Genomic DNA, 12,969 nt, shown 5'->3' with positions numbered 1-12,969 from the left:
AGCAGACATGTTTACCAAATTCATACGAAGACCCGTATTCGCTATTGTCATATCGATCATGATTGTCTTTGTCGGTACGCTCGCCATCACGAGGTTGCCGATCTCGCAGTTCCCCGATATTGCCCCTACCACAGTCAATATATTTATTGCCTATCCCGGATCCAGTGCCGATGTATTGGTGAAGTCGACGCTGATCACCCTGGAACAGGCGATTAATGGCGTTCAGGACATGCGGTATATCGCTACCGATGCGACCAGTGCTGGCGAAGCGACCCTCCGGATTATTTTTGAACCCGGAACGGACCCCAACGTCGCCGTTATCAGGGTGAAAACAAGGGTGGATCAGGTAATGCCGCTCCTACCCGAACTGGTTCAGCGTGAGGGCGTTATCATTTCGCCCGTTCAGCCCAGTATGTTGATGTACGTCAATCTTTATTCCAAGGAAAAGAGCATTGACGAAAAATTCCTGTTTAACTATGCTACCGTAAAAATGATCCCTGAAATTCAGCGGACCAAAGGCATAGCCAGGGCACAGATATTGGGTAGTCGGCGCTATGCCATGCGCGTCTGGCTAAACCCCGAACGCATGCGGGCCTACAACATTTCCGTAGAAGAGGTCATGAAGGCCATTGGTGAGCAAAGTATTATTGGTCGACCGGGTCGGATCGGGCAAAGCTCCGGTATCGCGGCCCAGTCGCTGGAATATGTACTGACGTATAAGGGGAGGTATAATAAGCCGGAAGAGTACGAAGGCATTATTATCCGGGCCAATGCCGCCGGCGAAAGCATACACTTGAAGGATATTGCCAGCGTTGAACTGGGAAGTGAATTCTTCGATATTTATTCCAACCTGGATGGTCATCCTTCGGCCGCCATTGTCTTGAGGCAAAACTATGGCAGTAATGCCAGTGATGTCATCGAGGAAGTGAAAAAGAAACTCGAAGTGATGAAAGAAGCCTTCCCGCCGGGGGTGGATTATAAAATCAGCTATGACGTATCCAACTTCCTGGATGCCTCTATCGAGCAGGTTATTGATACCCTGCGGGATGCCTTCCTGCTGGTAGCGTTTGTGGTGTTTATCTTCCTGGGCGACTGGCGATCTACGCTGATACCGATCCTGGCGGTTCCGGTATCGCTGGTCGGGGCGTTCTTCGTGATTCAGTTTTTCGGGATATCCATCAACCTCATTACGCTCTTTGCGCTCGTTCTGGCCATCGGTATTGTGGTCGATGATGCCATTGTGGTGGTGGAAGCCGTGCACGCAAAGATGGAGGAGAAGCCCTTTCTAACGCCCTTTGGTGCGGTCAAGGAAGTGCTTGGTGAGATTAGCGGTGCCATTATCGCCATCACGGCCGTCATGGTATCGGTGTTCCTGCCTATCTCCTTTATGTCGGGGCCGGTTGGTACGTTCTATCGACAGTTCTCCATTACGATGGCCAGTTCCATTGTGATTTCAGCGCTGATCGCCCTGACGCTGACGCCCGTTCTGTGCGCCATGCTGCTGAAAAACCACCATGGACATCCGCCCAAGAAAAATCCGCTGACCAAAGTGCTCGACAGTTTCAACCGGGGTTTTGATAAAATGACCGGATGGTACGTAGGCCTCTTAAAATTGATTGTCAGCCGACGAGTTGTTACGTTTGTCGTCCTGATAGGCTTCTGCGTAGGTATCGTATTCGTCAATAAAATCTTGCCTGCCGGATTTATTCCGAACGAAGACCAGAGTACGATTTATGCTATTATCCAGACGCCACCGGGATCTACCCTGGAAAAAACCAACGAGGTTTCCCGACGGCTTCAGAGAATTTGTGAGGAAGTTCCCGGAATTGAGTCGGTATCGTCTCTGGCTGGTTACGAGATCATGACCGAAGGCCGGGGGTCCAATGCCGGTACCTGTCTGATCAACCTGAAAACCTGGTCGGAACGTGATCATACCGTGAAGGAGATCATGGAAGAACTGGAGGAGAAATCGAGAAACCTGGGGGCCACCGTCGAATACTTCGAACCACCCGCTATTCCGGGATTTGGTACATCGGGGGGTTTTTCGATGCGCTTGCTGGACAAGACATCGGATACGGACTACAGCGAGTTCGACAAAATCAACAAGCAGTTCATGGAGAATTTGGGCAAACGGAAAGAGCTTACGGGCTTATTTACCTTCTTTGCTGCGAACTATCCGCAATATGAACTGGAGATTGATAACAAGCTGGCCATGCAGAAAGGCGTATCGATCGGGAAAGCGATGGATAACCTCAACATTCTGATTGGTAGTACCTACGAGCAGGGCTTCATCAAGTACAACCAGTTCTTTAAGGTATACGTACAGTCGGATCCGAGCTTCCGTAGGCTTCCAACTGATCTGCTGAAGCTGTTTGTGAAGAACGATGCGGGCGAAATGGTGCCTTACTCGGCCTTCATGAAGTTGAAGAAAGGGCAGGGACCAAACGAAATTACCCGCTTCAATTTGTACAACTCGGCGGCTATTCAGGGTCTTCCGGCTAAAGGCTATACAACGGCTGATGCCATTCAGGCCATCCGGGAAGTGGCCGCCAAGACGCTGCCAAGAGGGTACGACATCGCGTTTGAAGGCCTTTCCTATGACGAGTCTATCCGGGGTAATGAAGCCTTGTATGTGTTCCTAATCGTGCTTGCCTTCGTTTATTTTGTGTTGGCTGCCCAGTACGAAAGCTTTATCATTCCGCTGGCTGTGGTGTTCTCGCTACCGGTTGGGGTGTTCGGTTCGTTCCTGCTGCTGAAGCTGATGGGTCTGGAAAATAACATCTACGCACAGATCGGCCTGATCATGCTGGTGGGTCTGTTGGGTAAAAACGCCGTACTGATCGTTGAATTTGCCGTTCAGAAGCGACAGCAGGGATCAACGATTCTGGAGGCAGCTATCGAAGGAGCCAGAGTCCGTTTCCGCCCGATCCTGATGACCTCCTTCGCGTTCGTTGCCGGTCTAATTCCATTGATCAGCGCATCGGGCGCCGGTGCCATCGGTAACCGTACCATTGGTGCATCGGCCATGGGTGGTATGTTATTCGGAACCATTTTCGGGGTCATCATCATCCCTGGCTTGTACTATATATTCGGTAGCCTGGCAGATGGCCGACAGATGATCAAAGACGAAGAAGAGAATTCGTTGAGCGAAGGGCTGGTTCATTCAGTAGACACATTTCCACAACCGGAAGAAATTTCTGACCATGTTTAAAAAACACCTAAATCTATGCCTGGGGGTAGCCTGCATGTCGTTAGCCATAACGGCATGCAAGACGCCGGCATTGGTTGTAAAGACACAGAATCAAGTTGTTCCTGCGAGTTACAATAACTCGCAGGACTCCACCAACAGTGCCAATACATCCTGGCGGGGTTATTTTGCCGATCCCTACCTGGCGGCTCTAATCGATACCGCCCTCTATAACAACCAGGAGCTAAACGTAACGTTACAGGAAATCCAGATTGCCAATAACGAAGTATTCGCCCGAAGCGGGGCCTACCGGCCCTTCGTTGGTCTGGGTGGTGGTGCTGGCATTGACAAAGTACCCCGCTACACCAGCCAGGGGGCGGCCGATGCCGCTACCGAAATTCGGCCAGGAGTAGAAACACCAGAAGTTTTGCCGAATTTATATTTTGGCGCTACGGCCAGTTGGGAAGTGGATATCTGGCACAAATTACGGAATGCCAAAAAAGGAGCCGTTGCCAGCTACCTGGCTTCTATAGAAGGGAAGAATTTCCAGGTGACGAACCTGGTCGCCGAAATCTCCAATTCGTACTACGAGCTTCTGGCGCTCGATACGCAACTGGACATTATCCAGCGGAACCTTGTTATTCTTAACAATGCCCTGTCCATCACCAAGCAGGAAAAAGAAGCGGCCAAGGTAACCGAGCTGGCTGTTCGCCGATTTGAGGCTGAAGTATCCAAAACACAGAGCCTTCAGTACGAAATTCAACAGAAGATTGTCGAAACAGAAAACCACATCAACTTTCTGGCGGGGCGCTTTCCGCAGCGTGTTCAACGGAATTCACAAAGCTTCAGTGACCTGATTCCGCCTAAAATTCAGGCAGGCATCCCATCGCAGCTGATCGCTAACCGGCCCGACATCCGGCAGGCCGAATGGAACCTGCAAGCGGCCAAACTGGACGTAAGCGTGGCTAAAGCCAACTTTTATCCGTCGTTGACGCTGAAAGGGTTTTTTGGTGTGATGGCTTACAATCCGTTGTATCTGTTATCGACTCCTCAGTCGTTGATCGCGTCATTAGCAGGGGATCTGGTTGGTCCCATAATCAACAAGAATGACATTACGGCCCGCTACAAAAGCGCGAATGCCAAGCAAATACAGACCATTTATAACTACGAGAAAACAGTGTTGAATGCCTACATCGAGGTGGCGAATCAACTATCAAATATCGATAACCTGAGCAAAAAGTACGACGCCAAAAATAACCAGGTGCAGGCGCTGACTCAGTCAACGAATATATCGCTCCGGTTATTCACATCAGCAAGAGCCGATTATATGGAAGTGTTGCTGACCCAACGTGATGTACTGGAAGCCAGAATGGAGCTCATTGATACCAGAATGCAACAGATGCATGCCGTGATCAACACGTATCGGGCACTGGGTGGCGGCTGGCGCTAATCCGTGTGTTTTCAGGCTACCTGACTTTTCCATTTCCTGTGACTCTCCATGGTTGTATGCTAACAACGATGGAGAGTTTTTTGTATAGATATCGTTTATCGACGTTGCGATCCAGTACAAGGAGATAACACCTGTGATAAACTGAAACAACCGGACTGCCGTGTAGTTTTGATGACAATTGATTATACACTATCGACAATTCATGTCTACATCACATTCGTCGTTGAATAAAGTATCCGCCCAGGGATTACTGGTCGCTATTGGTATTGTTTTTGGCGATATTGGTACCTCGCCCCTGTATACACTGGCGGCTGTTGTGCGTGGTAAAGAACTAAGCGAAACGCTGGTTGTTGGTACCCTGTCGTGTGTGATCTGGACACTGACGTTGCAAACAACGATCAAATATGTGGTGATTACGCTCCGGGCGGATAACAAAGGCGAAGGGGGAATTTTCTCCCTTTATACGCTTGTCCGACGGTTTACGGGCCGATGGCTGATGTATCCGGCCGTCATTGGCGGCTCTTTCCTGTTGGCCGACGGCCTGATTACGCCCCCCATTTCCGTATCGTCGGCTATTGAAGGCTTGCTCATTTTTTACCCGCATCTGGACACCGTTCCGATCGTGATTGCTATTCTGGTCGCGCTGTTTGTCAGCCAGCAATTCGGGACGCAGCTTCTGGGAAAACTCTTTGGGCCGATCATGCTACTCTGGTTTACCTTCATTGGCGCTATTGGTTTCTGGGCACTTTGGGGCCATTTGCCGGTGTTGAAAGCGCTGAATCCCGTCTGGGCATTTCGGCTGTTGGCCGAATATCCGGGCGGGTTCTGGCTCCTGGGGGGCGTCTTTCTTTGTACGACCGGAGCCGAAGCACTTTACTCGGATATGGGCCATTGTGGGCGGGGAAATATTCGGGTTAGCTGGGGCTATGTCAAACTAATGCTTTTGCTTTCCTATGCCGGTCAGTCGGCCTGGATGATGCAACACCTTGGTCAGCGACTCGGCGAAACGAGCCCTTTTTACTCCATCGTTCCGGCTCCCCTGGTGGTGTTCAGCATCATACTGGCTACGTTGGCCACTATCATTGCCTCACAGGCCCTCATCAGCGGTTCATTCACGCTCGTGGGCGAAGCCATGCGGCTGAACTTATGGCCCCGGCAACTCGTCGTTTACCCGTCCGACTTTCGGGGGCAACCTTATGTGCCGTTCGTAAACTGGGGGTTGATGGTCGGGTGTATCCTCATGGTGCTTCACTTCCGCGAGTCGGCCAACATGGAAGCGGCTTTTGGGCTGGCCGTTACCCTGACCATGCTCATGAGTACGATATTGATGAGTGCTTACCTGCGGGTGAAACGGGTGAATATGGTGCTCGTTATCGCCATTACGGGCTTGTTTCTGACGGTTGAAAGCACATTTTTGGCTGCGAATCTGGTGAAGTTTGAAGAGGGTGGCTGGATTTCGGTAACGATGGGTCTCATTCTGATGGGTATGATGATTTTCTGGTACCGGGGCGAGTCCATCAAAGCGCAACTTATTCACTATGACTCCTTACCCGATAATTTGCCGCTGCTCAAACAGTTGAGTAATGACAATGAGATACCTAAGTTTGCCACGCACCTGGTGTATCTGACAACCGCCGAAGATGCCCATAAAATTGAGTCAGAAACGCTCTATTCGATTTTAAACCGGGCTCCCAAACGGGCCGATATTTACTGGTTTCTTCACCTGTGCGTCGAAGATGAGCCGTATGTGATGCGCTATAAAGTGGATACGCTGGCTCAAGAAGATGTCTATTTTATTACGTTCTATCTGGGTTTCCGGGTGCAGCCCCGGCTAAATCTATTGTTTCGGATGGTAGTGGAAGATATGGTCAAGAACAAGGAGGTAACCATCGAAAGCCGCTATCAGTCATTGAATGTTCACCGCGTACCGGGCGATTTTCGGTTTGTTCTGTTTCGATCTTTTCTCTCCTACGAGAATGACCTGCCCATCGTGTCGAAACTGATTATGAAAGGGTACCTGTTACTGAAACGGATTGCTTTGCCACCCCAGGCGGCCTATGGCCTGGATACCAGTAATGTGGTGATTGAAGATGTGCCGTTGGTGCTGACCCGGCCTGCCAATCTCCGATTGACACGGGTGAAATCAAAAACGCATCCGTCTGAAGCATAAGCCAACTGCCTGGACATAGGTATACCCTGTCAAAGTGAAAAGCCGACCCTACCATTTTGGTAGGGTCGGCTTTTCACTTTGCCGTTAGCTTAGTGTATGATTTGAAATAACTGGCTGATAATTAGATAGTTAAAATTGGATTATTGATTAGTCAATTTTTTGGGCCATTTCTTGGCATATCCCCATTGACTGTTTAACATCATACCCCAATTAATATGAGTACTGTCCTGCTTCTCGTCGTATCAGCGCTAGTCTGCTTCGCACTTTTTTACAAAGCCATCGAATGGTTCGAACACATTTAAATCAGATGAGCAAACGCTCGTTCACTTTCTCATCATGCTACTAGGCTTATTCATCATCGCACTGCTGGTTTTCGCATACATGTTGTATGTCCTGATCAAACCGGAGAAATTTTAACCTGAACATCCTGCCATGGGCGGGAGCAACACACATTCACATGTCAACTGAATTAACGGGTGTCGTGGCCATGTACGGATTAACCGTTCTGCTGGCCATTCCCCTGGGCAAATACATTGCCAACGTCTTTAAACCGGAGTCCGCCAACGGACCATTGGAGCGGTTCATCTACCGGTTAGGGGGAATCGATCCCACCCGCGAAATGAGCTGGAAGGAAAACCTGGTTGCCTTGCTGACGATCAACGCCGTTTGGCTGGCTTTCGCCTTCACGCTGCTGGTTTTGCAGGGCGTTCTGCCGCTTAACCCCGACGGAAACCCGTCTATGACGCCCGATCTGGCGTTTAACACCGCCATCAGTTTCATGGTCAACTGCGACCTGCAACACTATTCCGGGGAGTCGGGCCTGACGTATTTGACCCAATTGCTGGTCATCAACTTCCTGATGTTTACCTCGGCCGCCACCGGTATAGCCGCGCTGCTGTTGATTATCCGGTCGTTTTTGCCAAACGTTGTCGACACGGTGGGTAACTTTTATGTATTCTTCGTGAAGTCGATTACCCGTATTCTGCTGCCGATTTCATTTATCGTCGCTACGCTGCTGGTCTTTAATGGAACACCCGCCAGCTTCGACGGGAAAGACAGCGTCATTACCCTGCAGGGCGATACCGTTGCGGTATCACGCGGACCAGCGGCTGGTCTGATTGCCATCAAACACGTGGGTACCAACGGTGGTGGCTATTTTGGCGTGAACTCGGCCCATCCGCTCGAAAACCCGAACTACTTCACCAACATGCTCGAAATGGTTGCGCAGGTTCTGTTGCCCATTTCTATGCTGTTTGCGCTGGGATTTCTGATCAATCGTCGGCGGTTCACGTGGGTGGTTTATGGCGTAATGACCCTTGGCATGCTCTGTTTACTCATTCCGACGCTGATCACCGAAGTGCACGGAAATCCGGCCATCGCTCATTTGGGCGTTAGTCAGCCAACGGGTGCCATGGAAGGGAAAGAAGTGCGTTTTGGTCCGCTCGCTTCGGCCTACTGGAGTATCGTCACGACCATCATTTCGACCGGTTCGGTCAACTCCATGCACGATTCGTCGATGGCCCTTTCGGGTACGATGGAACTGCTCGGCATGATGACCAATGCCTTCTACGGCGGCTGTGGTGTTGGTTTCCTGAACTACTATTACTACCTGATTATTGCCGTCTTCATTTCGGGGCTAATGGTTGGGCGGACGCCGGAATTCTTCGGTCGGAAAGTAGAGGCTCGCGAAATCAAAATTGCCTCTATCGTTGCGTTACTGAGTACGTTGCTGGTGAAAGGCGGAACGGCCCTGGCGGCCTGGTTCCTGGTCAATTATCCCGACATCGCCAGTTGGAACGTGAAACCGTCGGCCTGGTTAAACAACCCCGCCAACCACGGCTTCACCGAGCTGCTCTACGAGTTTACGTCGGCAAACGCCAACAACGGCTCCGGCTTTGAAGGGCTGGGCGATAATAACTTTTTCTGGAACTACGCAACGGGTATCGTACTTATTCTGGGCCGGTTTATTCCAATCATCGGGCCGGTGGCCATTGCGGGGCTTCTCGCTCAGAAGAAATACGTACCGGAATCATCGGGAACCTTGCCAACGGACACGGGTACATTCGGCTTGATGACCTTCGCCGTAATCCTCATTATCACGGCTCTGTCGTTTTTTCCGGCGCTGGCACTGGGTCCACTGGCGGAGTATTTCAGTCTGAAATAAGCACTTCAGTTTCGATGTATCAGCGAGCAAAATGCCTGATGCCTCACCAACTAATTATATAAATACCAAAAATGGCAACCCAAAATTCATCTCCCTCACTGTTCCAGCGCGCTCTGATCAGCACGGCCATACGGGAGTCATTTGTCAAACTTAGTCCGGCTATTCTGATCAAGAATCCGGTCATGTTCACCGTCGAAATCGGCACCGTCGTGATGGTGCTGGTAACGGCCTACATCGCCATTACGGGCGATACAACACAGGGGTCACTGGCCTATAATGTTTCCATTACGTTTATTCTGCTGCTCACCATTCTGTTTGCCAACTTTGCCGAGGCCATTGCCGAAGCACGGGGGAAAGCACAGGCCGAATCGCTCCGGAAAACGCGGCAGGAAACACCCGCCAAGGTCATTCGGTCAGTGGGCAACCTGTACACCAACGAAGTGCAGATTATCTCGTCGGCACAACTCGTCAAAGGCGACGTGTTTCTCTGCGAAACGGGCGACATTATCCCGTCGGATGGGGAAATCATCGAAGGGCTCGCCACCATCGACGAGTCGGCCATTACGGGCGAATCGGCCCCGGTTATTCGGGAAGCCGGTGGCGACAAATCATCGGTGACGGGCGGTACAAAAGTATTGTCGGACCGCATCAAAGTGCAGGTGACCACCCAGCCCGGCGAGTCGTTTCTGGACAAAATGATTGCGCTGGTCGAAGGGGCAACCCGGCAGAAAACGCCCAACGAAATTGCCCTGACGATTCTGCTGGCGGGTTTTACCCTGATCTTTATTATCGTCTGCGTCGCCCTGAAACCCTTCGCCGATTATGCCAATACGCCCATTACCATCGCGGCTCTGATTTCGCTCTTCGTGTGCCTGATTCCAACGACCATTGGCGGGCTGCTTTCGGCCATCGGAATTGCGGGTATGGACCGCGCCCTTCGGGCCAACGTGATTGCCAAATCGGGGCGGGCGGTTGAAACGGCGGGTGATATTGATACCCTGCTGCTGGATAAGACGGGCACTATTACCATCGGTAACCGGAAAGCCACGAATTTCTATCCAGCGCCCGGTATCTCGGAAATAGATATGATTCGGGCCTCGACGCTTAGCTCCCTGGCCGACGAAACCCCGGAAGGCAAGTCGATCGTTGAACTGGCCCGCAGTGGTAACTGGGGCCCCAACGTGACCTCGCAACTGTCGACAGATGGCGCCACGCTGATCAAGTTCACCGCCGAAACCCGGTCGTCGGGTATCGATATACCCAGCGGCCCGAACGGCTCGCCATTGCGGATTCGGAAAGGGGCTACGGATTCGATTCGAAACATCGTCACGCGGGCGGGCAATACGTTTCCGGTCGAAACCGAAAATCAGGCGAAAAAAATTGCCGGTAATGGCGGAACACCGCTGGTCGTGATCGAAAATGAGCAGGTGCAGGGCGTTGTCGAATTGCAGGATATTATCAAGCCGGGTATTTCGGAACGGTTCGACCGGTTACGGAAAATGGGTGTTAAAACCGTAATGGTCACGGGCGATAACCCGCTGACGGCCAAGTTTATTGCTGAGAAAGCGGGTGTCGATGATTACATCGCGGAGGCCAAGCCGGAAGATAAAATGAACTACATCCGCCATGAGCAAACCGGTGGAAAACTGGTAGCCATGATGGGCGACGGGACCAACGATGCCCCGGCACTGGCCCAGGCCGATGTGGGCGTGGCAATGAACTCCGGCACCCAGGCGGCCAAAGAAGCCGGTAACATGGTGGATCTGGATAACGACCCGACCAAGCTGATCGAAGTCGTTGAAATTGGGAAGCAGTTGCTCATTACGCGCGGTACGCTGACAACCTTTTCGATTGCCAACGACGTGGCCAAGTATTTTGCCATCGTACCGGCGCTGTTCGTCGTGTCGATTCCGGCACTGGAAGCGATCAACGTCATGAAACTGCATAGTTCGGAGTCGGCCATTCTGTCGGCGGTTATTTTCAACGCCATCATCATTCCGATGCTGATTCCGCTGGCCCTGCGCGGGGTTGAGTACAAGCCAATTGGCGCATCGGCACTGCTTCGGCGTAACCTGTTTATCTACGGTCTGGGCGGCATCGTCGCTCCATTCGTTGGCATCAAACTGATTGATCTGGTCGTCGGCCTGTTTGTCTAATATAAAAACTAACATCATGAAAAATCACATCGCTCCAGCCATTCGTCTTACGCTTGTTTTGCTGGTCATTCTATCCGTTGTTTATCCGCTTGTGGTAGCGGGGGTTGCCCGGTTTGCGCCGGGAGAAGGGAAAGGAGAAACCATAACGGCCAACGGAAAAGTCGTTGGCTACGCTCTGGTTGGTCAGAAGTTCACCGAAGATCGCTACTTCAATGGTCGTCCGTCGGCGGCAGACTACAATGCGTCTGGTTCGGCGGGGTCGAACAAAGGGCCTTCGAATCCCGATTACCTGAAAACGGTTCAAGCGCGTATCGACACCTTTCTGGTGCATAATCCTGGTGTTCGGAAAGAGGATATTCCCGCTGAGTTAGTTACTGCATCGGGTTCAGGGCTCGATCCGGATCTGTCGCCTGTAGCGGCCAAAATTCAAGTGGCCCGCGTAGCTAAAATTCGGGGTATCTCCACGGAACGGCTAACACAACTGGTTGATGAACACACGAAAGGCCCATTAATTGGTTTGTTCGGTCCGTCGACCGTGAATGTACTGGCGCTGAACGTTGCGCTGGACCAACTTAAGTAACGCTGAACGCCTGATTCGATCCATTCCTGATAAGGCCGACGAATCGCTCATCCGGGTGGATGGACGGTTAGTCGGCCTCAACAACAAGTATGAAAAAGTTTATTACCACAGTAGCCGTTTTAATAGCCACTTTCTCTATTGCTGTAGCGCAAACGACCGATTCAACCACGTCGTCGGCTCCAGCGCCGACGGCTGCCACCACGACAGCCAACGCCGGACTAACCGTTTCCGGCTATGTCGAAGCCTATTACGCACACGATTTTACGGCCCCCAAAACCAGTCAGGAGCGGCCCGGATTTTTATACAACCACAAACGGAATCGGGAAGTGAACGTGAACCTGGCGTTCATTAAAGGAGCCTACTCCAGCGACCGGGTGCGGGCTAATCTCGCCATTCAGGTGGGCACCTATGCGCAGTATAATTATGCCGCCGAGCAGCCGCTGGTAAGGAATATTTATGAAGCCAATGCGGGCGTAAAGCTGAGTAAAACAAAGGACTTGTGGCTGGATGCGGGTATTTTTTCGTCCCATATTGGCTTCGAAAGTGCCATCTCGAAAGATTGCTGGACGCTGACCCGGAGTATACTGGCCGAGAATTCACCGTATTATCTGTCGGGGGCGAAACTGACCTACAATACCCCGAATGGCAAATGGACAGTGCTGGGGTCCGTACTCAATGGCTGGCAGCGGATTGCTAAACTGCCGGGCTATTCGGGGCCGTCGCTCAGTACCCAGGTGCAGTATAAGCCCAATGCCAACCTGGTCCTGAACTGGAGTTCGTTTCTGGGCAGCGACCGGCCTGATTCGTTGAAGCAGACGCGCTTTTTTAACAATTTCTACGCCATCATCAATTCCAATCGGCGGGTGAGCGCCATTCTTGGTTTCGACCTTGGCGCCGATCGTAAACCCATTGGCCCCGGCAACCGGCGGGTCGGTTCCGGGAGTTATGTCTGGTATTCGCCGGTGGCCATTGTCCGGTATTCGGTCAGTGATGTGATTAAGCTGGCGGGACGGGTTGAGTATTATGACGACAAAAATGGTGTGATCATCGCTACCGGAACGCCCAACGGATTCAAAACCTGGGGGTACTCGCTCAACGTCGATTATGCCATTTTGCCCAATGCCCTGTTTCGAGTGGAGGGTAAAGTGTATGACAGTCAGGATGCTATCTTTGACTCGAAAACCAGTCTGAGCAAAACGAATGCAGCCTTGACAACGAGTTTAGCGGTTAGTTTTTAATCCATCTTTTGTCGATCCGACAAC

8 protein-coding genes are annotated in these 12,969 nt (G+C 51.5%); all 8 read left to right on the top strand.

The genetic code is table 11. From position 1 onward, the window contains the following. The first annotated feature begins 7 nt into the window (after positions 1-7). The 8 genes from ACYVAM_RS10610 (at position 8) to ACYVAM_RS10575 (ending at position 12,945) form a co-directional block, all read left to right on the top strand. The gene (locus ACYVAM_RS10610) at positions 8-3,211 is read left to right on the top strand and encodes an efflux RND transporter permease subunit (RefSeq protein ID WP_461066674.1); all 3,204 of its coding nucleotides are present in this window, start codon (positions 8-10) and stop codon (positions 3,209-3,211) included. Further along, complete coding sequence (locus tag ACYVAM_RS10605; protein WP_461066672.1) at positions 3,204-4,637, top strand: TolC family protein; 1,434 nt, start codon at positions 3,204-3,206, stop codon at positions 4,635-4,637. The genes ACYVAM_RS10610 and ACYVAM_RS10605 overlap by 8 nt, the downstream gene beginning before the upstream one ends. Positions 4,638-4,839: 202 nt before the next feature. Continuing rightward, positions 4,840-6,807 (top strand): KUP/HAK/KT family potassium transporter, encoded by a 1,968-nt coding sequence (locus tag ACYVAM_RS10600; protein WP_461066670.1) that lies wholly within the window; start codon positions 4,840-4,842, stop codon positions 6,805-6,807. A gap of 336 nt (positions 6,808-7,143) precedes the next feature. Continuing rightward, entirely contained in the window at positions 7,144-7,224 is an 81-nt protein-coding gene (locus ACYVAM_RS10595) for a potassium-transporting ATPase subunit F (RefSeq protein WP_082111508.1), read from the top strand. Positions 7,225-7,264: 40 nt separating this feature from the next. Continuing rightward, positions 7,265-8,971, top strand: a complete 1,707-nt coding sequence (kdpA, locus tag ACYVAM_RS10590; protein ID WP_461066668.1) for a potassium-transporting ATPase subunit KdpA — start codon at positions 7,265-7,267, stop codon at positions 8,969-8,971. Positions 8,972-9,042: 71 nt separating this feature from the next. Next, on the top strand, positions 9,043-11,127 hold the full coding sequence (kdpB, locus tag ACYVAM_RS10585; RefSeq protein ID WP_461066666.1) for a potassium-transporting ATPase subunit KdpB: 2,085 nt from the start codon (positions 9,043-9,045) through the stop codon (positions 11,125-11,127). Between the two features lie 16 nt (positions 11,128-11,143). Then, complete coding sequence (locus tag ACYVAM_RS10580; RefSeq protein ID WP_461066664.1) at positions 11,144-11,707, top strand: K(+)-transporting ATPase subunit C; 564 nt, start codon at positions 11,144-11,146, stop codon at positions 11,705-11,707. Between the two features lie 89 nt (positions 11,708-11,796). Further along, a complete protein-coding gene (locus ACYVAM_RS10575; RefSeq protein ID WP_461066662.1) occupies positions 11,797-12,945 on the top strand; it encodes a porin in 1,149 nt (382 codons plus the stop codon). Positions 12,946-12,969: the final 24 nt, after the last annotated feature.

The organism is Spirosoma horti (assembly GCF_054776595.1).
Note: the sequence above shows the minus strand (reverse complement) of the source record. Positions and strands in the feature narration are given on the sequence as shown.